Source organism: Actinocrispum wychmicini (genome assembly GCF_004345645.1).
Classification (GTDB): domain Bacteria; phylum Actinomycetota; class Actinomycetes; order Mycobacteriales; family Pseudonocardiaceae; genus Kibdelosporangium; species Kibdelosporangium wychmicini.
The window spans coordinates 432,919-455,065 of sequence record NZ_SLWS01000004.1 but is presented as its reverse complement, the minus strand read 5'-3'; the positions used below and the strand labels follow the sequence as shown (position 1 = coordinate 455,065).

Below are 22,147 nucleotides of genomic sequence, written 5' to 3'. Positions count from 1 at the left end.
TCGAGTGACGCGGGTCGGGACCGTTGAACGCTGAGGTCGCGGCGGGACGGGTCGGCCCGAACGCCACCCCCTGCGACATCGGCGTCCGGTCGGTGTGTTCACGACGCGGGGCCCGTCCCGCCGCGTCCATCACCCTGCTGGGCTGATCGGGGGGAAACCTGCGAGAAACCTGCAACCCGCGGGCGCGTCTTGCTAAGCAGACACCCAGGGTCGCCGGCGGGTGAGGGGATGTCAGCGATGACGGTGGAGTTCCGCGTGTTGGGCCCGGTGGAGGCGTGGGTCGACGGTCGGCAGGTCGAGTTGGGCCATGCTCGGCAGCGGTGGGTGCTGGCCGTGCTGCTGATCGAGGCCAACCAGTGGCTGTCAGCCGATCAGCTCCTCGACCGTGCTTGGGGCGAGCGGATTCCGGGCGGCGGCCGAGCCACGCTCTACGGCTACCTGTCCCGCCTGCGCCGGGCTTTGCACACGGCCGACGAGGTCCGTATCGCGCGCAGGGTTGGCGGGTACGAGCTGGTCGTCGACGAGGACACGGTGGACTTGCACCGGCTGCGTCGACTGCTCGCCAACGCCCGCGCCGGTGACGACGACCGCGCGCCGGCCTTCTTCCAGGAGGCGTTCGGGTTGTGGCGGGGGGATGTGTGCACAGGTCTGGACACGCCGTGGATCAACACCGTCCGCGCCGACCTGGACCAGCAGCGGTTGGCCGCTGAACTGGACCACGTGGACCTGCGGCTACGCGTCGGTCAGCACACCGGGTTGCTCTCCGACCTGACCGCCTTGGCCGTCGCGCACCCGTTGGACGAGCGGGTGGCCGGACAGCTCATGCTCGCGTTGTATCGCAGCGGTCGCCAAGCCGAAGCCCTGCAGCACTACGACCAGGCCCGCCGACGGCTGGCCGAGGAACTCGGCACCGACCCCAGTCCGGTGCTCCAGCGACTGCACCAGCTGATCCTGACCGCCGACTCCACCGTGACGGTCCCCACCAACCCACCGAAATCCGCACGGTCACCTATGCCGCGGCAGCTACCCGCCTCGCCGCGGTTCTTCACCGGCCGCGCCGGCGAACTGGCCGCGCTCACCGACGCGATGGCCGCCCGAGTCGACGCCGGCGGCACGGTGGTGATCTCCGCCATCGGCGGCACCGGGGGCATCGGCAAGACCTGGCTCGCCCTGCACTGGGCGCACGTCAACGTGCACCGGTTCCCCGACGGGCAGTTCTTCGTCAACCTGCGCGGCTTCGACCCCACCAGCCACCCCCTCGACCCGGCGGTCGCGCTACGTGGGTTCCTGAACGCCCTCGGCGTCGAGCCGGCCGCGATCCCGCAGGAGCTGGACGCCCAGACGGCGCTGTACCGCAGCCTGATCGCCGACAAACGCATGCTCGTGCTGCTGGACAACGCCCTCGACACGGCTCAGGTCACCCCGCTGCTCCCCGGCAGTCCCACCGTCACGGTGGTGATCACCAGCCGCAACACCCTGCCCGCCCTCATCACCAGCCACGGCGCCCGCCCCCTCGCCCTCGACGTGCTCACCGACGACGAGGCACGCCAACTCCTGAGCACCCACCTGGGCGCGGACCGGGTCGCCGCCGAGCCGCACGCCGTGGCCGATCTGCTCCAGCACTGCGCCGGCTTCCCGTTGGCCCTGGGGATCATCGCGGCCCGCGCGACCACCGATCCGGCCCTGCCGCTGGCCACTCTGGCCGCGGAGATCCGGGACTCGGCCACCCGGCTGGACGCTCTGGACACCGGGGAACTACCTGCCAGCCTGCGCGCGGTGTTCTCCTGGTCCTACCATGCCCTGCCGCCGGACGCGGCTCGCGCGTTCGGACTCCTCGGGCTGGCGCCCGGACCGGACATCAGCCTGCCCGCCGCCGCGAACCTCACCGCACGGCCCACCCAGCGGATCCGCCCCCTGATGCGGGAACTGGAAACCGCGCACCTGATCGACCAACCGGTTCCGGGGCGCTACCGCATGCACGACCTTCTTCGCCTGTACGCCACCGAACAAGCCAACACCGACCAATCCGACGACGTACGGGACACCGCACTGCGGCGACTGGTCGACTTCTACCTGCGCACGGCGTTGGCCGGCGACCGGCTGCTGGCCCCGCACCGCCCGGCGATCCACCTCAAGCAGCCGCCCGACTGCCACCGCCAGCCGTTCCCCGACCACACGGCCGCGTTCACATGGTTCGACACCGAGCACCTCAACCTGCAGGCCACCCACCACCTCGCCACCACACTCGGCTGGCACCAGGCCGTGGGGCACCTGAGCTGGGCCCTGACCACGTTCCGGGAACTGCGCGGGCACCTGCACGACAACGTGGCCGCCTGGCGAGCCGGACTGGCCGCCGCCGACAACCTCGCCGACCCCGCCGCCCGACACCTCGCCCACCAACAACTCGGGCACGCCTGCGCCAGGGCAGGCAGGCACGAGGAAGCCCTGCATCACCTGGGGCGGGCCCTGGCCCTGGCCGAGGACATCGGAGACCGGCCCGGTCAAGCCCACACCTACGGGCTTCTCGGGTGGGCCTGGGAACAACGAGGGGAGGACCGGCGGGCGCTGGAACACGCCACCCAGGCACTGAACCTCTACCAAACCCTCGACAATCCGGTGTGGAAGGCCCACTCGCTCAGTCAGGTGGGCTGGCTCCAAGCCCGGCTGGGCGACTACGACCTGGCCCGCGTTTCGGTCGAGGCCGCCCTCGCGGGGGTGCGCAGCCACCGCAACCGCCACGGTGAAGCCAGGAACCTGGACAGTCTGGGCCTGATCGCCTACCAGACCGGCCAGTACATCCTCGCCCTGGACTACTACCAGCAGGCCCTCACACTGCACCGCGACCTCGGCAACTCCTGTGAGGAGGCTGACATCCTCGACCGCCTTGGCCATCCGCACAGTGCTCTCGGCCACTACGAGCAGGCCCGCGCCGCCTGGCACCAGGCGGTGGGGCTGTACCAGGCGCAACACCGCACTGAGGACGCCGCCCGTGTCCAACATGAACTCGACGCCCTGCGGGGGCGCACCCCTTGAGCGCCACGCTGGTCAACGCACCCAACTGATGGCGTCCTTGGCGGCGGCCGTTGCCGCGGCCTCGGCGTCCTGTTGCGAGACCGGCGCGGTCTCATTGTCATTCTTGCGGACGTACCCCCCGTGGCTGGCGGTGACCATTACGTTGCGGACACGGACCACGATCTCCGCATCGCCAAAGGTCGTTGCCCCGTCTGGTTGATCGTTGCTCTCCCAGTAGAAGACGTGCGCGTCGTCGCCGAGCTGGATGACCGGGCGGTCGTCCCGGAGGATACTGTGCGGGGAGGGTGACGGCCGCGTCGGGACTTGTTCCTTCTCCTCCTCGAAGCTGGCCACCGGGTCGACGCCGTCGCTGAGGACGATGAGGGAAACGACCAGTGACACATACCCGTGCTGATAATCGCCGGGATCCGGGTACCAGGAGGCTGTCTTCAAAGTATCGGAGTTGAGCTTTGCCTCGCAGGCGACTCCGCGGACATAGGTGTCGATTGTCGCCCGTGTGACCAGTGAGCAGGCGTCCGCGGCAACGCGGGTGACCACGTTTCGAGCCGGTGTGGAGTGGTCAACGCTGCTCGCGATGACCACTCCCGCGACCACCGCCGCCACCAGGGCGGCCCCACCGATCAGCCAAGCCCACCTGGTGCGCGGACGGCGGTAGCCGGGCCCGGCCCAACCGCCTGGGGGCATCGTGGGAGGTATGTCACTCATCAGTGCTCACCTTCTGCTCCAGCGGCCGGCGGGGCTCTGCACAGCCGCAGCCGGCTTCATTCCTGCTGGGTTGATTCTTGATCGCGGAACATGAGATGGCGATGACACAGTCTCATTCTCCTACCACTCATCTCTCAGACCGAACGCCCTTGCTTGACGCACATGCGGGCGAAACTGCTACGAATTGGTTGGACGCCTCGGACGTGCACCCAGGAAGGGACGCCTACGATGCCGCTGACGACCACACGGGCGGAACTCGACCGACGATTTCCGATCCCGCCCGAGATCGCACCCACACTGGCCACGTCCGAGCAGAACAAGTTCGCCGTGGAATTCACGAAAGTAAGGGATTTCGTCGAGCGCCGGTTGTACGCCGAGGAAGACAAGGGCGTCACACCGAGCGCGCGCGGAAACGCCTTCCTCAAGGCAGCGATCCGGTCGTCGCTGGGGAAGCCGCTTCAGGATGAGGACTGGTTCCACGAGACAGTTGCGCGTCTGCTGCGCCGCGCGTGGTTGAGCCTGAGTCTCGGCGTGTACACAAAGGACATATCCACGTGTCCCGACCCGGCCGCCCGCTTGCATCTGGCGCAGGTCAACACCGTCGATCTGGCCTGGCAGCCGGCGGTCAGCCAACCGTCCGGCGGTCTCATCGTCGAAATCGGCACCGGCCGGGGAAATTCGGTACTGCGGCTCGCTCGCCTGCTGCCTGACACTCGGATCGTCTCGATCGGGATCAGCCGGAACCAGGCTCGGACCGCCGAACAGCTGGTCACCGAGATGGCGCTGCCCAACGTGGAGATCCGGTGCGGAGACATCTACGACCCGACAGTGTGCGCCGACCTGGTCGGTCAGGCCGACGCCGTCGGTGCGATCGAGGTGACCGGCCACTTCCCGGCCGAGCGCAAGCAGGAGGGCATCGGCATCCTGGCCGGCCTGCTGAAACCGGGCGGGTCTCTGTCCCTTATAGACAGGGCGGTGATCGACAGCCGACGGCCGCTGTCCGAACACTCCGCCAACCAGGGCATCTTCCTGGACAACCGGGCCGGCTACCTGACCGCCTTGTCGATGTCAGGGCTGACGCCCGAGGCCTTCATCGACTACACAGCCGATTCTCTGCAGACCTTCATCGACACAACGAAGGTCCTGCGCCGTCGCCGCCGCGAACTTCGTGCGGAGTTCGGCTGGCCGCTGTCCCTGGTGTGGCCCGCGGTGCCGAAGTACGTGCACCTGCCGGTCTCCCGGCAGGTGCAGTACGCGCACATCGTCGGCGTGAAACCGGCGTGATCTAAATTGTTGCGCACATATCTCGGCCCGCAGCGAGGTGCGGTCGCGCTGATGGCACTCCTGTTGGTCACCAGCATCGTGCTGGAGATATCCGAGCCACAGATCATCGCTGTGTTCATCCGGTCCGTGCAGGAAGGTACCGCGCAGTCTGTGCTTATGGTGACGGCACTGGTCTTCCTCGCTGTCGCGTTGACTCGGCAATGCACTCGGGTGTTCGCCGCGTACGCGAGCGAACGGGTGGCATGGACCGCGACGAACAAGGTCCGCGAAGACCTCGCCACGCACGTGCTGGGACTCGACCTGGCCTTCCACGCCGTACACCCACCGGGTGAGCTGGTCGAACGGATCGACGGCGACGTCAACCAGGTCGCCGAGTTCTTCTCCGCCATGATCGTTCAGCTGATCGGCAACGCGTTGCTCATCCTGGGCATCCTCGGCGCGTTGACGCTGGCCGACTGGCGCATCGGCGTGACGTTCACCGCGATCACCCTGCTCGGCTACGTGCTGCTGGCCAAAGTCAGCGTGATCGCCAGCGGTAAGTGGGAGGCCGACCGCGACCAAAGTGGACGGTTCTTCGGCTACGTCGGCGAAACCATCCGCGCCACCGAGGACCTCAAGTCCGCACACGCCATCGAGTACGCGATGACCGGGTTCCACCGGCACCTCCGGGCGTGGCTGCCGGTCAAGTTCCGGGCGGAGACGTGGGCGAGCCTGATCTGGGTGGTGCTCACGTTGGTGTTCACCGCGGGCACCGCGGTGGTCTTCGGGTTCAGCGGCTGGTTTGCCCAGAACGGCACGATCTCGCTGGCCAACGTGTACCTCGTTGTCGCGTACGCGACAACGATCACCGTTCCGTTGGAGGTTCTGCGGGAGAAGATGCAGGGCCTGCAACAGGCCAGGGCGTCGCTGCGGCGCATCGCGCGCTTGTTCGCGGTACGGCCGACGATCGGTGAGGGCACCCGATCACTGCCCGAGGGACCGTTGTCGGTGGAGTTCGACCACGTCCGGTTCGAGTACAAGCACGACGACGTCCCGCAGTTGACCGAGATTCAGGCGGAACCACCCAGCCGCAAAGAGGTGCTGGGCGACCTGTCGTTTCAAGTGCCGGCGGGGACGTCGATGGGTCTGGTCGGGCGGACAGGTGCGGGCAAGACCACCATCGCGCAGTTGCTGTTCCGGCTCTACGAACCAAGTGGCGGCCGTGTGTTGGTCGACGGGGTCGACGTCCGGGAGGCACGATCGTCCTCCGTGCGCACCCGCGTCGGCCTGGTGACGCAGGACGTCCACGTGTTCGACGCGACCCTCCGCGACAACCTGACCTTCTTCGACGACAGCGTCCCGGACGACAAGCTCGTCGAGATTCTCGACACGTTGGGCATCCGACCGTGGTTCGCCGGATTGACCGCGGGACTGGACACACCGCTGTCGCCCCGGTCGATGTCCGCGGGCGAGGCGCAGGTGCTGGCCCTCGCCCGGGTCTTCGTCAAGGATCCCGGACTGGTCATCCTCGATGAGCCGTCGAGCAAGCTGGACCTGTTCACCGAGTCGATGCTGCAACGGGCGTTCGACGTCCTGCTCGCCGGCCGGACGGTCATCGTGATCGCCCACCGGCTGGACACCATTCGTCGCACCGACACCACGATCGTGTTGGACGACGGCGCCGTCGTGGAAAGCGGATCAACAGCGGAGTTGCTCGACGATCCCGGTTCGCGGCTCGCCGAACTGTTCCGGATCGGAGAGGTAAGTCGCCGGTGACCACCACGAAGCCTCGCGCGACACCGCCAACGCTGCGGTTCCTCGGAAAGCTGATCTCCTACAGCCCGCTCCGCTTCACCCTGGCAGCCGTCGGCTGGCTGTTGTTCCACCTGTGGCCACTGCTGCCAGGTGTGATGGGCAAGGCCCTGTTCGACGTGCTCGAAGGGCGGGCCGCGCCCGGGTTCACCATCGTCTCGGTCGTCGCGATCCTCGTCGCGGGCGGCATGGCCAGGTGCGCCGCGATCCTGTGGGCCACGATGGCCTACAGCGGGTGGTACATCCGCATACGTGGGCTGGTGCAGCACAATCTGCTGCGCACGATCTTCCGCCGCCCCGGCGCACAGGCGCTGCCGGGCAGCGCGGGCGAGACCATCTCGACGCTCCGCGACGACAGCGACGCCATCGCGATGATGGGCGGCTGGAGCTTCGACATGCTCGCCGCGCTGGTCTTCGCGTTCGGCGGCATCGCGATCCTGCTCAGCGTCGACGTGCGGGTCACGCTGGTCGTGATGGTGCCGCTGATACTGGTGCTCTGCCTGGGGCAGTTGGCCCGCAACCGCGCGTATCGGGTCCGGGAACGCAGTCGCGAAGCCACCGCGAACGTCACGGCCGCCATCGAGGAGATGGCCGTCGCGGTCCGCGCGATCAAAGCAGCCGACCGGGAGGACGCGGTCGTGGCCCGGCTGCGCGCCCGCAACAGCGTCCGCAAGGACGCGATGATCCGGGACAAGGTGCAGAGCATCGCACTGGACGCGTTGTTCTCCAGCACGGCCGGCATCGGTGCCGGGCTGACGCTGCTCGCGGCCGGCGGACGGATGGCCAGCGGCGACTTCAGCATCGGCGACTTCGTCCTGTTCTCCACCTATCTCATGCAGGTCTCCGAGTACACCGGATTCATGGGCTACCTGGTGCGCACCTACCAGCAGTCCGGGGTGGCCTTCAGCCGGGCGACCGCGCTGCTCCAAGGCACGCCACCGCTCACGCTCGTCGACCACCACCCGCTCTACCTGCACAGCGAACCGCCGGCACCACCCCCACCGCCCGCAGTGGAACCGTTGCGGGAGCTAAGGATCGATGGACTGACACACATCTTTCCGCACACCGACAAAGGCATTCGGGACGTGACGCTCACCATCCCGGCGGGCGGCACAACCGTGATCACCGGAGAAATAGGTTCCGGCAAGACAACCCTGCTGCGCGCCATCCTCGGCCTGCATCCCGCCCACGGCGGCGAGATCCGCTGGAACGGTGACGTCATCGACAACCCAGGCGAGTTCATGGTTCCGCCCAGGGTCGCGTACACCGCGCAGAACCCCGTGTTGTTGTCCGGAACCATCCGGGAGAACATCCTGCTCGGCCTGCCGGACGAGTACAACGTGGTGCACCAGGCGGTCAAACAGGGAGTACTGCTGCCGGACCTGCAGCACTTCGACGACGGCTTGGACACGCAGATCGGCGTCGGCGGCGTACGGCTGTCCGGCGGTCAGATCCAGCGCACCGCCGCGGCTCGGATGTTCGTGCGGCAGCCGTTCCTCCTCGTGATGGACGACCTGTCCAGCGCGCTGGACGTGGACACCGAGCGGGATCTTTGGGCGCAGCTGTTCGCGTTGTCCGTCACGTGTCTCACGGTGTCGCACCGACCCGCGGTCCTGCAGCGCGCCGACCAGGTGGTGTTGCTCAAGGCAGGCCGGGTGGACGCCGTGGGCACGTTCGCGGAACTGCTTGAGAATTCGGAGGACATGCGCAGACAGCATCGGCGGTCGCCGTGACCGACACGTGCTGCTGTGTGTCTCAACCTCGTGGTCAGTTCAGGACGACGGTAGGAACTCCTGGATCCGGGTGAGGGTGTCTCTGGTGTTGGTGTGCACGTGGCCGGTCATGCCGAGTGATCTCGCGGTGGCGACGTGTCCCGGGGTGTCGTCGATGAAGAGCGTGTCCGCGGGACGGGCGCTGACACGTTGGAGGGCGGTGGTGTAGATGCGGGGGTCGGGTTTGGCGAACCCGACTTCGCAGGACAGGACGATGGCGTCGACCATGTCGAGCAGGCCGGCGTTGGCCATTGTGGTGCGCATGTGTGGCCAGGTGTTGCTGACGATGGCGGTCTTCGCGCAGCCGCGGAGGCCGCGTAGGCCTGCCACGAGGGTGTCGTCCCAGGTCTGTCGGGCGGTCAGATCGGATCGGATCGTGGCGATCAGGTCGCGGTCGATGCCGAGCCGGTTGCCGACGATGCTCCACCAGGACTCCTCACTGGTGCGGCCGATGAGTACCTGGTCGTCGTTTCCGCCGTACAGCGCGGCAAGGAAAGCGGGTGGGGAGATCCCGAGTCGGGTGCTCCACTCGGTTGCGGCTGTGGACGGATGGTCGGGGACGAGGACGCCACCGATATCGATCAAGATCGCGGGCCGGTTCACGCGACCACTCCCTTGGGGCGCTCGATGAGGTGACCGGGTTCGAACCGGCAGGGGCACGTGCCGAGCTTCAGTTACCGGCCGGCCAGGTGCCGGTCCACCCCGATCCCGTCCAGCAGGCGGCCAAGGCCGAACTCGAACAACTGGTCCAGGTCCGGCTGCAGGTCGCTGTCGACCAGCCGGGTCAGCAGCGGGAAGTCGCCGGCGGCGGCGATGACGCGGAAGCCGTGCTCCTGGGTCTGCGTCCACTCGTCGCTCGTCAGCCCCGAGTCCTGCTCGGCCTGGGCCTCGGCCTCAAGGTTGAGAGCCAGGCCGCGCACGTGGCTGACGATTGTCCCGTGGATGGTCATCATCTCCTGGATCGTCAGGCCCAACCCGTCCAGCGCGCGGAGCGCCCATTCGGTGTGCCGCATCCCGTTGAGGATCAGCTGCGGGCGGGTGATGGACAGCGCCGGGGCGAGCCACGGGTGGCGGCGGAACACGCGCCACTGGATGCGGGAGCACAGCTCCAACTGGGCCCGCCAGCCCTTGGGCGGCTTGGCCGGCAGGGGATCCTCGCCGAGCGCACTGTCCATCATGGACACCAGCAGGTTGTCCTTGCCGTCGACGTGGCGGTAGAGGGACATCGGGGCCGTGCCCAGCTCGGTCGCGATCCGCCGCATGGACAACTGCGCCAGCCCTTCGGCGTCAGCGACCCGGATGGCCGCCGCCACGATCCGCTCGCGGGTCAGGTCGGGGTCGCCCTCGTTCCGGCGTGCCGCCGGCTGGGCGGGGACGGTCGGGTCGGCGACCAACGTGCCCCGACCCGGCAGCGGGCGGGTCACCCCCTCGGCGTTCAGGGTCGCGAGCACCTTCGTCGCGGTGGCCAGGGCCACGCCCCACTCGCGGGTGATACCGCGTGCTGACGGTACCGGGTCGCCAGGTCGCAGTTCGCCATTGGCGATCCGGGCGCGGATCTCGTCGGCGATGCGCCGGTACGGCGGCTGGGCCATCGATCGCTCCTCCCTTTCCCCGTACTAGTACACCAAGCGGCTTGACTAGTACACGTACGGTGTACGCATGAGTTGGTACATCGTACGCGACAAGGAGTCATAGCAATGGTCAACCGGACGGTACTGATCGCGGGCGCTGGCATCGGTGGGCCGGCGCTCGCGTTCTGGCTGCGGCGGCACGGCTTCACATCGACGGTCGTGGAGGTCGCGCCCGCGCCCCGACCCGGCGGGCACGCCGTGGACCTACGCGGCGCCGGGCGCGAAGTGGTTGAGCGGATGGGGCTTCTCGACACGGTCCGGGCCGAGAGCGTCGACGAGCGCGGATTCGCGTACGTGGACCGGCGCGGCCGGTGGACCACGAAGATGCCGGCCGACCTGTTCGACGGCGAGGGGATGGTCGCGGAGATCGAGATCATGCGCGGCGACCTGGCCCGCATCCTCCACGACGCCACCCGCGACGGCACCGAATACCTGTTCGACGACCGGATCGCCGAGCTGACCGAGGACGGGGACGGCGTCAAGGTGACGTTCGCCAGCGGCACCGTACGACGGTTCGACATCGTGGTCGGCGCGGACGGGCTGCATTCCGGGGTACGCCAGCTCGTGTTCGGGCCCGAGCAGGAGTTCGTGCGGCACCTCGGCGGGTACATGGCCTACTTCACGGTCCCGGACCCGGGCGACCTGGACAACTGGTTCCTCATGCACGGCGCGCCCGGCGGGCTGGTCGCCGGGATCCGGCCGGAGAACGGTGGCACAGCCAAGGCGATGCTCGCCTTCACCTCCCCGCCACTGACCTACGACCGGCGCGATGTGCTTGCCCAGCAACAGATCCTGCGCGCCAAGTTCACCGGAGCGGGCTGGCTGGTACCGCAGATGCTGGCCGCCATGCCCGGCGCCGGAGACTTCTACTTCGACTCGCTCAGTCAAGTCCACATCGGACAGTGGCACCGCGGGCGGACGGTGCTGCTCGGCGACGCCGGCTACTGCGGCTCGCCGCTGGCCGGGCTCGGTACCTCGTTGGCACTCGTCGCCGCCTACGTGCTCGCCGGCGAACTGGCCGCGACACCGGACGACCACAAGGCGGCGTTCGCCCGCTACCAGGACGAAATGCGCGGCTACGTGAAACAGTGCCAGACCCTGCCACCCGGTGGCATGAAGAGCTTCGCGCCGAACAGCGCGCTGATGATCCGGATGCGCAACGTCTCGATGACCATGATGACCCGCTGGCCACTGCGCGCGCTCGCCGCCAAACAGTTCCAGAAGGCCGACGCGATCACACTCAAGGACTACTGACGGTTATGTCATGGTCTTACTTGTCGGCTGGTGCGTAACACAGTTCGAGGATCCCGGACGACGCGAAGGCCTTGCTTTTCACCAGACGCAGTCGCACAGCCTCGTCCAGTTCCGGGAACAGCGCCGTGCCCTTGCCTGTGACGGCGGGGAGCACCCACAGCCGGTACTCGTCGACCACGCCGAGCTTGATCAGGGAGTGTGTGAACTCGTTGCCGGCGCAGGCGACGAGGTCCCTGCCGGGCTCGGCCTTGAGCTTGGCGATCTCCTCCGCCGTGTCACCGCTGGCGATTCGGGCGGGCCAGGCGTCGTCGGATTGCACCGTACGGGAGAACACGACCTTGGGGATCTCGTTCATGGCCTTGGCGGACGGGTGATCGGAGGTGGGCCAGTACCCTTTCATCGCCTCGTAGGAGTTCCGGCCCATCAGGAAGGCCCCGGCCTCCCACAGTTGGCTGGCGTAGTACTCCTCCTGTTCGGTGTCGTCCATGGCGTCCATGACGTCGCGGATTCCGTTGTCCGCGTCGGCGCTCTTGCCGTCGAGCGAGACGTAGTAGGTCAGGATCAACTTGCGCATCTCAGTGCCTCCATGTGCGTTTCGTACGTTTTCATGCCGGCGTCACGGCGGCCGACGCGAGCCAGGACCGCCACACCGACTCGATCTCCTTCTCGTCCTCGTCGTCGGAAAAGCCGTGATATCCGACGACGAGCGTGTCCTGATAGCCCTTGATCAACGTGTGGATGCCGTGCGGGGTGCGCACACCAACGAAATGCGGCTCGCTGAGGAACTCGACCACACCGTCGGTGGCGGGCAGGCCGGGCACGTTCAGCCGCACGGGCGCACCCTGGGTGATGTCACCGGTCAGCGACAGTGCGGCCGCGAACCGCGACCACACCCGCTCGTTGTCCGGCACGGCCGGGCCGAGCAGGAACAGGTTGCGGGTGGCGTAGCGGCCCGGGAAGTACTTCACGTAAGTGGCGAGCTGCCTGAGGTACATCAGGTCGCCGGCCTTCATGCTGTCGTAGTACTCCGCATCCCAGTCGCCACCCAGGATGCCGTTGTGCACGAAGCGCAGGACGGTGCTGCCGCCGTCCCGGCCTTCCAGCAGGTACTCGAAGGCCGTGAACGTGCCGTCCGGGCTGTCCTCTCGGAAGGCCAGGCGCTTGCCCGGCTCCCACGCGGTGATCGTGGACTTCTGGACGAACCCCATCGCGTCCGTCATGTCCAGGCTGTTCGTCCCTCCTGCCCCGGGTGCGATCTCGGTGCGTCCCATGAACCAGGAGTCGACGCCGGGGCCGGTGGCGATGGCGTCCCACACCTGCTCCGGGGTGGCCGCCATGGCGATCTCGTCGGCGATCTCGAAGTCGTGCGACATGTCAGGAGTCCTTGTCCTGGTTGGTGGTGCTGGGGCTCGCGTCCGGTTTGACGCTGGGGTGCAGGGCGATCACGATCCGGTGGTCGCGGCCGCCGGGCGCGTTCTCGTCGTGGTACCGGCTGATCAGCGCGGCGACCGTGGTGGTCAGCTCCTCGGCGAAGGCGGCCCGGTCGGCCGGGCCGGCGAAGCGCACCTGGGCGTCCAGTCCGAAGGTCGCCAACGGTTTACGGGCCTTGGCGGCGCCGGCGATCAACGCGCCGACCTCACGCACCATCCGCGCTGCCAGCGCGAGCAGCCAACTGGCCGACAGCCGGTCCGGCGAGCGCGCCGGGTCGGGCTGCACGGCCGCCAGCACGACGGGTGAGATCACGTAGGACAAGGCCGTCGCTCGCATGAGGCGCTCGGTGACGTTGCCCTTCCTGCGCTCCTCGACCAGCTCGATCAGGCCGTGCCGTTCCAGTTCCCGCAGGTGGTAGTTGACCTTCTGCCGAGCGAGTCCGACCCGCGCGGCCAGCATCGTGGCCGACGCCGGCTCGACCAGTTCGGCGAGCAACCGCGCCCGCATCGGGTCCAGCGTGACCTCGGCGGCGGCCGGGTCGTCGATCACTGCCACGTCCAACATGCGACAACCCTGACGCCGACAACCGTAGATGTCAAGACAAATTTTTTTGTCGGTGTTGGGCATGAGAGAGGACCCAAGCTGGGACAGGCAGCCGCTGATCGGTCAACGGGGCCCTCAGACGGCCCTAGCCGCCAGCGTGCTCAGGGCTACCGCTGACGGCCGTCAGGCGTCACCTCTGGCGGCTCAGGGCGAAGACCGGGATCCGCCGCTCGGTCTTGGCCTCGTACTCCGCGAACCCGGGCATGACCGCGACCATCCGGGCGTAGAGGTCGTCGCGTTCCTGCCCAGTCACCTCGGCGGCCGTGGCCTCGAACTTCTCGGTGTCCTGCTCGACGGTCAGCGCCGGGTTGGCCTTGAGGTTGAAGTACCAGTCCGGGTGGTTGTCAGCGCCACCGTTGGACGCGATCACCACGATCCGGTCGCCGTCCGGCAGGTACGCCACGGGGTTGACCCGCGGCTGGCCGGACTTGGCGCCGACGGTGTTGAGGAGAACGAGGTTCGCGCCCTCGAACATGCCCCCGACCTTGCCCTTGTTGGCCCGGAACTCCTCGATGATCGCCTTGTTGAAGTCAGACATCCAGCATCCTTCCGAGTTGGGACCTTCTCTTCTCGGATGAACACGTGACCTGGTGACGATGTTCCCGAGCTGGTCGGTGCCAAGATCCAAGATCGAACCCCGGCGTACAAGAGCTCCGCAGACCGCTCAGCCAACTCGCCTACGAAAGCCAACACCTGGACTCGACGGAGGAACTGGCCAAAGGTTGGGCATCGCAGGCAAGAACCGCATGCGCCTGTGCCCCGACCTCGCGTCTATTGTCGACGGATCGGTCAGCGCGAATCAGTCGAATAACAAAAGCGACCCATCGCATCGAACAGGGCACCTCCGAGCAGCGGATCAGCAATGCCAACGCCAACGTCACGGCGCTCGCGAACAACAGAAGCCGCCTTTCTAGCCGCAACTCCTGCGCACGCTCCGCCGCAGCCCTCTGACCGTAGTGGCGCGGCATGTCCTCCAACGACCAGCCCATCAACATCATGGTCCTTGGTCACCCCGGCGGGGTTCTTGGCCCCGTCATCGGCGTCCGGCCCACGTCGCAGACAGGCCCGCGGTCAGCTTGGGAAGATCAAGAGGTGACATTCGGAACCCTCCTTGCCCCCAGAGTCGTCCATAAAGGACCACGTTCTGTAGGAACACCACCGCTCGACATATGTCCGTTCAGGACAGTTGGCGCCAGCTGACGGCAGGTCACATCACCAGGTGTCGGGTGGCCCGGCGGGCCTCGGGCACGACCTGCCGAGAAGGTGATCACGTGTCGAACGATGAGCTGCCAGCCTCCTACGCCTCTTCATGCCGGATACCACCAGAGCGGCAGACAGGCGTCCCCCTGGCTCATCCCGGAACCGCTCTGCCATCCCGGTTTCGATGGCACCTACGAGCTTCGACACGTCACCAAGCGTTCGGTTTCACTCGGCGCCACGATCTGCCCACCGGCACGATCCACACCTGACACACTCACGGCGCACCTTTTCCGCAACGCTCACCACCCGGCTCTTGACCGACGCAGCTTGCGGTGGTTCACAGTCTCTGCCTGCGCGGCGGCTACGGAGGGCCCACTTCCATCTCTCACACAGCCGCCACCAGCCCACCGACCAGACCTACCCAGCCAGCGACTGCCGTTCAGGACAGACGAAAGCCGTGGCTGGCGTGAGCATCTCCGCATCCGCACACCGCCGGCGATTCTCCACCGCAGCGCGGCAGTTTGTCGCGTTCGACTGTGCTCATCCCGTCGGTCCGCAAGATGAACCTCCTTCTCAGCGACTCGCACCCCTGATCAGAGATATCGCTGGAAGCCCCGATGCCGACCGGTTGGCCTTGCCCAGACAGATTGCACGTCGTTGTGTAGTCAATCGACTGCTAAGGGCTAGACGACACGCACGTGATATTGGCAACAGTGGGAAAGCTATTGGATGCATAATCTGCTTCCTGCTCAATATAGTTGTTCGAGGAAGTGGTGTAACAGCTTGTGTCAGAACGACGACGACCGGGGGTGAGCACGCGTGATGGCGACGACATAGGAGCCGTCGTGATTGATCAGGTTCGCTGGAGCAGCCGGAGCGGGTGGGCCAGACGCGCCGTGTCGAGGGGGATGACTATGCAGGTAGTGGCAAACTTATGTAGCATCGCACCGTCAAGCTTGCTCGTTACACGACCGGGTCGACCTCTTGTGTCCACCACGCCGTCGGTGGTGCCGTCATGGTAGACACTAGCGTAGGGTGCACAGTTGATTACGCAGAGGCGTCGGGTCGGGAGCGGTGATGACCGGATCAAACTCTGGCAAGACCGCGCCGTCCGGCACTGCCAATTCGATGTCCGCCGACGCCGTCGGAGCGGCCATCCAAGCAGGGTCGATCACAGGCAATGTGAATGTGGTGGTCCATCAACGGTCTGACGAGAGGTCGCGGGTACCGTGGCAAGTGCCGGCTCCTCCTGACGGCTTCGTCGATCGTGGCGAACAATTGACAGAGTTGGCAGATTGGCTGCGGGTAACAGGATCCGGCCCGGCCCGGATCACAGTCATCAGCGGCCAGCCAGGTGTCGGCAAAAGCACGCTGGCCAGGCATCTGGCTGCTCAGCTGGCCGAGAGATACCCGGGCGGCCAGCTTTATGTCGACTATGGCGCATTGCGGACAGACGACGGCGCCGCGATCGGTGACGCGTTGGCGGACTGTCTCCGGTCGCTGGGTGTACGTACGGAAGAGATTCCCTCACGGCTTGGCGCACGCGCCAATATGTTTCGTACCAGGACTGCCACGGAACCGGTCCTGGTAGTTCTTGACGACGTCGACCAGCCTGCACAGGTTCGTCCGTTGGTCCCGAACTCCGTTGGCAGCGCTGTGCTGGCCACCAGCAACGCACGTTTGTCCGAGTTGGCACTGGACGGCGCCCAGTTGGTGACCCTGCCTCCGATGAACGAGGCGCAGGGGATCGCCCTGCTGCGAACGATCTGCGGATCCGAACGGGTGCACAACGAACCGGATGCCGCGGTTCGGCTGGTCAGGTTGTGCGGTGGATTGCCGGTAGCGATCCAGGTCGCGGGCGCGCGACTGGTAGCGCGGCAGCGACTCTCGATCACCGGGCTGGTGGACGAGTTGGCGGACGAGGATCAGCGGCTCGATGTCCTGTCGGTGCGGGGTGTCCGGCTGGTGTCGTCGATCTTCAACAACGCGTACCACGCGTTGCCGCCGGAGGCGGCTGAGTTGTACGGGCGGCTGGGTGTGGTTCCTGGCCACACGATCCCGGTCGATGCGGTGGTGGCGGCGAGTGGCCACGACCGCGCCGAAACCCTGCGCCTGCTTGACCTTCTCGTCGACGCCAATCTGATCGACGACACCGAGGCCGGTTTCCGCTTCCACGACCTGGTACGCCTGCACGCCAGGGAGAAAGCCGTGAACCGGGGGGCCGAAGTGGTCGATGCGGTCGTGTGTGCGGTGAGCAGGTACTACCTGAGCATGGCCGCGTTTGCCGACCGCGCGATCATGGGTGCCCGGACTCGGATCGGCGATCATGAGGATCTGCTCCGAGGGCTGCAGGACCCGTTCGAAGGAGAGGGCAGCGCCGGCCCGGCTTTGGAGTGGATGGCCGCCGAGCGATCGAACTTGCTGGCTGTGGTCCAGGCGACGTCCGATCGAGGCTGGCATGACCTGTCGTGGCAACTGGCCGAAGCCATGGTGCCGTTGTTCCTCAACCGTCGTTACCTCGACGACTGGCTTGAGACAACGGATCTCGGAGTTGCCGCTGCCGAACGTGCCGCGAATCCGGCGGCTGAGGCACGGCTGAGGTCCCTGGTCTCACGCGCTTATCTCGATCTCGACTTTCCCGATCGTGCGTGGGAGCACCTGAACAAGGCGTTGTCATTGGCCGAGGAGTCCGGAAACGCCGTCCTTGTGGCGTCGGTCTGGGAGTTCATCGGGCGCGCGCGAGCACACAGCGGAGATCATTTCGGTGCGATCGAGGCCTACCGGGAGGCCGAACGCCGCAATCGCGATGCCCAGGAGCCGAGAGGTGCGGCTCTGGCGCAGTTCTTCATGGGCAGGGAGATGCACGCGGTTGGTGACAAGGACGGTGCGATGAGGGTGCTCACCACCGCACGAGACCAGTTGCGCGCGATGGGAGACCTGCGGATGGCAGGGCGAGGGTCGATCAGTCTGGGCGAGTTGCTGACCGACCAGGAGCAGTACTCCAGGGCGCAAACCGAACTGGAGGCCGCGGTACGTGCGTTCTCGGAGTCGAAGGCGTCGCACTACCAGGCACAGGCCGAGGACGCGCTCGCGAGCCTGCTGGAGAAGATCGGAGACCCGGCGGCGGCGAAAGAGCATGTCGAACGCGCGATCAGGCTACGTGCCCAGAGCACCACCTAGCGCACGCGCCGGATGTCCACCACATCCTCCTTGCCGTTGACCACGACCAGGTGAGTTCCCTCGAGTGTGGGGACATCGTCAGCCTTCATCAGAGGCAACATCACGACCGGTAGTATGCCGAACGGCAGAATGCCCTTTGCCGAGGTGAGTTCGAACCGCTGGCCCGGATGTCGGATGTCCGTATCGGACACCTGTACCTCACATCTGAAGGGACCGCGCGCCAGAGCGGCCAACGTGTAACCGTTTCCCTTGTGACCTGCTCCTTCGAGCCACCCGTCCAGGGTACCGTCATACGGGTCGCCCCTGACGATGACGGACGCGTTGTTGAAGACCCGCATGTCGCGTTCTCTTTCGTCGGACACCAGAAAGGGCTCGGGAACCTGCTCGCGGGTGATGTCACGTTCATGGGCGGCCCATGGAGTCCAGCTGATCACGACACGGGGGGCGAGGTACTCGGCTGTCACACGGTACGAATGGACGTCGCACACGATCGGCCGCGGGTCGGGCGCCGCGACGATGTGTTTGTCGCTCCTGAGCGGGAAGAAGTTCAACACTTTGTAAAACAGCGTGCGTAGCATCTGTACGCCTAGGTCGAAGGGCGCCACTACTGTCCTTGCGATGTGTTCGGCGTGAATCGGATCCGCCTTGGCGATTGCGGCTTCGACCTGCGGCGGCAGCGGTTCATCGTGATTGAGCCGGGGTGCTGTACACCCGAGCTTGTCCATGGGTGTATCCTTGACCACCTCAGAGTCGCTGAAACTGGCCAGCAGTAACGGTTTTCCTGCCATGGCCGCGTAGAGAGCCAGCGAACCGTGATCCGAGATCACGACGTCGGCGGCGACCATTGCCGCTTGCCAGTCCTCCGGCCGGATCAACACAAGGCCTGCGTTCATCGCGTCCTGAAGCTTGCGCAGCAACTCGTCGGCGCCGTCGCGAGTCCACACATTGCAGTGAGCCGCCAGGCCGATCTGGTACTCCCCCATGGGCAGCTCGGCCAGCAGACGGGTCAGGAGCCCGAACACGGTGCCCAGAACCGAGTCGTGCCCCCAGGTCGACATGACCATGATCAGAGTTCGATCGCCGGTGCCAAGGCATCTCCGGTAGCGATCGATGTGACGCGCTTCGTTCGAGGCGAGCAGGGCCGCGTAGCTCGTGTCCCCGACGACCACTGTGCGGCCGATGGTGTCCGGGCACAACCTGTGCAGCAGCTTCTCCTGATCCGGATGGGTGACGAGCACTGTCACCCGGCGCTTCCGGAGTATCTTCGGGTTCGGGAGCCCGGAGAGAACTTTGCCACGTCTGCCGGCTCGCCGTACCCACTTGTGGTTGCCGAGACCATGGGGCACAACGATGATCGGTCCGCGCCATCGGCGAAAGTCGGCGTTCTCACTCGCGGACACAACGAGGTGGTACCTGAGGTGTCGCGCCTGTGCCCGGGTCAGGACATATCGCCCCTGCCTTGACGACCACTCGCCAAGCCAGCCGCTGAAGGCCGAGCCGTCGTCGAAGACGTAAACCAGGCGGATACGGTGCTCGCCGCCAAAGACGAAGCTGAGGAGTTCATGAACACGGAGCGCCGAGGTGAGAGTGCGCACCAGCACCACGACGGTCCTGTCCGCCATCGGCGTGTCGCGATTGGGATCATGACGCCCCCGAGCGTTCGACCTCGATCGGCCTGCGCTCACGGCAGCCGGCTCGGTTCACCGCGGAGACACGGGCCGTCGGCCTCTGGGCGCGGGGATGCGTTCGGCCTCGCGTCCGGCACTTCACGGCGCTGACGCGGGTCGGTCGGCGGTGTCCACACCACTGCGGGCATCTCCCCTGCGCTCCCTTGACTCAAGGTCATGATGCACGACACTTCAGGATGACGCCAGTACCTCTCGATACTGGGCATCTCCCTTCGAGGTGATCCGCTGTAGCGCTCTGTGTCTGAAATACACTCGAAAGTGAAGTTAAGCTAGGAACGTAGCGGCGGCTCGGTGAGCAGGCCGAGTGCCATCGCGCCACGGGCTCCAGCGAGATCGCCGAGCTGTGCACCGACGATCCGGAGCGGCGAGTCGTGGGTGAACATTCCGGCGAGCCCGTACTCGCGGATGCTCGCGGTGAGCGGGTCGATCAGCATGTCGGCCGCCTTGCCCAAGGTGCCGCCGAGCACCACCGTCTCCGGATCGGTGATGTTGCTGGCGAGAGCCAGCGCGAACCCGATATCGCGGGCAGCGTCCTTCAGGACCCGGCAGCACACTGTGTCACCGTGCCGCGCGCGCGTGATCAGTTCATCGAGGTTTGCCGGAGGGGTGGTGCCATAAGGCTCGTACGCCTCACGGACCCGCGCGAGCAGGCGTGGACCGGCCGCCACTGTTTCCAGGCAGCCGCGGCTGCCGCATCGGCAGATCACGCCGTTCCTGTCGATCGTCAGATGCCCCAACTCACCGGCGAGACCCCGTTTGCCCCGCTTGATCACTCCGTAGGCGACATACCCGGCGCCGATCCCCGACGATGCCTTGACGTATACCATCGATTTCGCGTCGTGACCCGCGCCGTGCAGGTACTCCCCGTATGCGGCCAAGTTGGCGTCGTTGTCGGGAATCACTGGGACGTCAGGAAACCAGTCGGCGAACCAGGTCGCGGGATGCCCGGTGAGATCCCACTGGGATGTGGCCACCACCTGCGTAATCTTCGCCGTCCTGGGGTCGATGGCCGCGGGCAGGCCGAGCCCGATGGAGATGACATCGTCGAGAGTCAGGCCGATCTCGGCCGTGAGGTCCTTGATCATCTCCTGGACCTTAGCCATCCAGGCCTCGCGAGGGTGTTGAGCGCCGATGCCGGCCTCGGCCGTGACCAAGTCGGTCGCGTCGACCCGGCGAGCGGCGACGATGACCCTCTGGTGTCCCACGTCGACGCCCACAGCCGCCCCGGTGATGTTGCCGAGATGGACCCTGTTCCCCCGTTCGCCCTCGGCGCCGGTGACTCGGAGAACCCCCTCCCGTTGGAGATCCTGTACCACCCCGGACACTGTCGCCTGGGACAGGCCGGTCGTCGCGGCGATGGCAACCTGCTGGGTCGCTGGAGCAAGCATCACCGCACGGAGGACTCGTCGCCTGCTGGCCTCCCGGTTCGTATCGGCTCGTGGAAGCAGAAGGTCTCGAGCTCGCAAGGTTTCTCCGTCACTCACGGGCATGGCGCTCCTCCCTACGGCCGACACTTCAGTTTGAAGAGTCAGAACCCTGACGTTGCCTGTATACACTTCAGTCGACACCCTGTCGAGAACATGATCGGGGTGCGGGACGTCGGCTCCCCAATGACCGCTCCTGGTGGTCTCGTATAACCGCGAGTAATCTCAGCATTTGTTAGTCGCACGGGGAGGGCAACTATGAACGAAGGTAATTCGCTGCCAAGCGATCGATCGGATGCGAGGGCTTACGACTACGAGTCACCGACCGTCCTTGATCTCGGCAAGGTGTTCGATGTGACGTCGGGCGAGAATCTTGGCACGGGAGATGAGAGCGGCCAAAGAGCATGCTGACACAGTTTTCGTGATGCACACAATCGCACCTGGTGATAACTGCCAGCTGTGACTGTGTGGCGAACCTCTGTGCACGTCCTGGCGGTTATGCGGATGCGACGCGACCATCGGGAACAGACGGCGACAGATCGTGGAATCGGAACAACCTTGCAGGCCAAGGCGGTCCCGTGAGCTGCCAGACGAACGCTCCGCTCAGGTCAGCTCAGGCCTCGGCATGCCCTCATGGTCAATATGGAGTCGCTGTTGGCGTTCACTGACGTCCCCACCTGAAGGATCCCGACTCTGCGTTAACGACGGCCAGAAATAGTTCCAACTTTAGGGCGCATGATCGCCGACTTGACCGTGCTCGCCGCTGGAACTGTGGTGTGCCGTCTCATATTCCGCACGATGACCCGTTCTACGGATGGGGCTCCAGGTGGACAAATTCTGGCCAGAACATACTCATGAGGTTGCCCCGAAGTGGTGGTCGCGACATGCGGGCGAGCGCGTCACGAAACGCCGGCAGGTGCAGGTGGCCGTTGACGCGGCGGAACTGCTTGCCCGCTTCGGCCATCCCGGCCGCGCACCACCGCAACGCCGTCTTCCCGTCACCCCAGACCTCGCCTCTCCTGGCCGGACCGTGCGGTCCTGGCCGCGCTTGCCCGGACGCTGCCGAAGGCCCTGCGCGCCCATGACTCCGTTCAGCGTCTCGGCGGACTGCTCACCGAGTACCGGCTCGCCGCGACCAGTACAGGTTCAGG

At 66.3% G+C, this 22,147-nt stretch carries 15 protein-coding genes and 2 pseudogenes; 7 read left to right on the top strand and 10 right to left on the bottom strand.

The features are described from left to right. Window positions 1-237 precede the first annotated feature (237 nt). Window positions 238-3,033, top strand: coding sequence for an AfsR/SARP family transcriptional regulator (locus tag EV192_RS20135; protein ID WP_132117527.1), 2,796 nt, complete (start codon window positions 238-240; stop codon window positions 3,031-3,033). Window positions 3,034-3,045: 12 nt separating this feature from the next. On the opposite strand, the gene EV192_RS20130 is transcribed toward EV192_RS20135, so the two are convergent. Continuing rightward, complete coding sequence (locus EV192_RS20130) at window positions 3,046-3,636, bottom strand: hypothetical protein (RefSeq protein ID WP_132117525.1); 591 nt, start codon at window positions 3,634-3,636, stop codon at window positions 3,046-3,048. 330 nt (window positions 3,637-3,966) lie between these two features. Between EV192_RS20130 and EV192_RS20125 the strand changes: the two genes are divergently transcribed. The 3 genes from EV192_RS20125 to EV192_RS20115 are packed head-to-tail and all read left to right on the top strand — an operon-like array spanning window position 3,967 to window position 8,546. Then, entirely contained in the window at window positions 3,967-5,022 is a 1,056-nt protein-coding gene (locus tag EV192_RS20125; protein WP_165960502.1) for an SAM-dependent methyltransferase, read from the top strand. A 51-nt stretch (window positions 5,023-5,073) separates the two neighbouring features. After that, complete coding sequence (locus tag EV192_RS20120) at window positions 5,074-6,777, top strand: ABC transporter ATP-binding protein (protein ID WP_132117521.1); 1,704 nt, start codon at window positions 5,074-5,076, stop codon at window positions 6,775-6,777. Beyond that, on the top strand, window positions 6,774-8,546 hold the full coding sequence (locus EV192_RS20115; protein WP_132117519.1) for an ABC transporter ATP-binding protein: 1,773 nt from the start codon (window positions 6,774-6,776) through the stop codon (window positions 8,544-8,546). Before EV192_RS20120 ends, EV192_RS20115 begins: the two co-directional genes overlap by 4 nt. 39 nt (window positions 8,547-8,585) lie before the next feature. Here the strand turns inward: EV192_RS20115 and EV192_RS20110 are convergent, their stop codons facing one another. Both EV192_RS20110 and EV192_RS20105 read right to left on the bottom strand, forming a co-directional pair. Then, window positions 8,586-9,188, bottom strand: a complete 603-nt coding sequence (locus tag EV192_RS20110) for an HAD family hydrolase (protein WP_132117517.1) — start codon at window positions 9,186-9,188, stop codon at window positions 8,586-8,588. Window positions 9,189-9,259: 71 nt separating this feature from the next. Beyond that, on the bottom strand, window positions 9,260-10,177 hold the full coding sequence (locus EV192_RS20105) for a TetR/AcrR family transcriptional regulator C-terminal domain-containing protein (protein ID WP_132117515.1): 918 nt from the start codon (window positions 10,175-10,177) through the stop codon (window positions 9,260-9,262). A 105-nt stretch (window positions 10,178-10,282) separates the two neighbouring features. Between EV192_RS20105 and EV192_RS20100 the strand changes: the two genes are divergently transcribed. Continuing rightward, window positions 10,283-11,470 carry an FAD-dependent monooxygenase gene (locus tag EV192_RS20100; RefSeq protein ID WP_132117513.1) on the top strand — a complete coding sequence of 396 codons (1,188 nt, stop codon included), beginning with the start codon at window positions 10,283-10,285 and terminating at the stop codon, window positions 11,468-11,470. Window positions 11,471-11,486: 16 nt separating this feature from the next. Here the strand turns inward: EV192_RS20100 and EV192_RS20095 are convergent, their stop codons facing one another. From EV192_RS20095 to EV192_RS20080, 4 genes are all read right to left on the bottom strand, one after another. Then, window positions 11,487-12,044 (bottom strand): dihydrofolate reductase family protein, encoded by a 558-nt coding sequence (locus EV192_RS20095; protein ID WP_132117511.1) that lies wholly within the window; start codon window positions 12,042-12,044, stop codon window positions 11,487-11,489. A 31-nt stretch (window positions 12,045-12,075) separates the two neighbouring features. After that, entirely contained in the window at window positions 12,076-12,843 is a 768-nt protein-coding gene (locus EV192_RS20090) for an SRPBCC family protein (RefSeq protein WP_132117509.1), read from the bottom strand. Window position 12,844: 1 nt separating this feature from the next. Next, on the bottom strand, window positions 12,845-13,465 hold the full coding sequence (locus tag EV192_RS20085; RefSeq protein ID WP_207926145.1) for an ArsR/SmtB family transcription factor: 621 nt from the start codon (window positions 13,463-13,465) through the stop codon (window positions 12,845-12,847). Between the two features lie 169 nt (window positions 13,466-13,634). After that, complete coding sequence (locus EV192_RS20080; RefSeq protein WP_132117507.1) at window positions 13,635-14,042, bottom strand: nitroreductase family deazaflavin-dependent oxidoreductase; 408 nt, start codon at window positions 14,040-14,042, stop codon at window positions 13,635-13,637. Window positions 14,043-15,781: 1,739 nt separating this feature from the next. On the opposite strand from EV192_RS20080, the pseudogene EV192_RS57685 reads away from it, so the two are divergent. Further along, window positions 15,782-16,315, top strand: a pseudogene (locus tag EV192_RS57685) (AAA family ATPase); the annotation flags it as partial. Window positions 16,316-16,333: 18 nt separating this feature from the next. After that, entirely contained in the window at window positions 16,334-17,884 is a 1,551-nt protein-coding gene (locus EV192_RS20075) for a hypothetical protein (protein ID WP_481729283.1), read from the top strand. Here the strand turns inward: EV192_RS20075 and EV192_RS20070 are convergent. The 3 genes and pseudogenes from EV192_RS20070 to EV192_RS55905 all read right to left on the bottom strand — a co-directional run. After that, on the bottom strand, window positions 17,881-19,506 hold the full coding sequence (locus EV192_RS20070) for a hypothetical protein (RefSeq protein ID WP_132117503.1): 1,626 nt from the start codon (window positions 19,504-19,506) through the stop codon (window positions 17,881-17,883). The genes EV192_RS20075 and EV192_RS20070 overlap by 4 nt on opposite strands. 335 nt (window positions 19,507-19,841) lie before the next feature. Further along, a complete protein-coding gene (locus EV192_RS20065) occupies window positions 19,842-20,960 on the bottom strand; it encodes an ROK family protein (RefSeq protein WP_243726957.1) in 1,119 nt (372 codons plus the stop codon). Between the two features lie 844 nt (window positions 20,961-21,804). Beyond that, a pseudogene (locus EV192_RS55905) lies at window positions 21,805-22,020 on the bottom strand (hypothetical protein); the annotation flags it as partial. Window positions 22,021-22,147 lie beyond the last annotated feature (127 nt).

Coding starts and splice junctions, on each gene's coding strand:
- EV192_RS20135 (WP_132117527.1), top strand. CDS start 238: ATGACGGTGGAGTTCCGCGTGTTGGGCCCGGTGGAGGCGTGGGTCGAC.
- EV192_RS20125 (WP_165960502.1), top strand. CDS start 3,967: ATGCCGCTGACGACCACACGGGCGGAACTCGACCGACGATTTCCGATC.
- EV192_RS20120 (WP_132117521.1), top strand. CDS start 5,074: ATGGCACTCCTGTTGGTCACCAGCATCGTGCTGGAGATATCCGAGCCA.
- EV192_RS20105 (WP_132117515.1), bottom strand. CDS start 10,177: ATGGCCCAGCCGCCGTACCGGCGCATCGCCGACGAGATCCGCGCCCGG.
- EV192_RS20100 (WP_132117513.1), top strand. CDS start 10,283: ATGGTCAACCGGACGGTACTGATCGCGGGCGCTGGCATCGGTGGGCCG.
- EV192_RS20095 (WP_132117511.1), bottom strand. CDS start 12,044: ATGCGCAAGTTGATCCTGACCTACTACGTCTCGCTCGACGGCAAGAGC.
- EV192_RS20090 (WP_132117509.1), bottom strand. CDS start 12,843: ATGTCGCACGACTTCGAGATCGCCGACGAGATCGCCATGGCGGCCACC.
- EV192_RS20085 (WP_207926145.1), bottom strand. CDS start 13,465: ATGTTGGACGTGGCAGTGATCGACGACCCGGCCGCCGCCGAGGTCACG.
- EV192_RS20080 (WP_132117507.1), bottom strand. CDS start 14,042: ATGTCTGACTTCAACAAGGCGATCATCGAGGAGTTCCGGGCCAACAAG.
- EV192_RS20070 (WP_132117503.1), bottom strand. CDS start 19,506: ATGGCGGACAGGACCGTCGTGGTGCTGGTGCGCACTCTCACCTCGGCG.
- EV192_RS20065 (WP_243726957.1), bottom strand. CDS start 20,960: ATGCTTGCTCCAGCGACCCAGCAGGTTGCCATCGCCGCGACGACCGGC.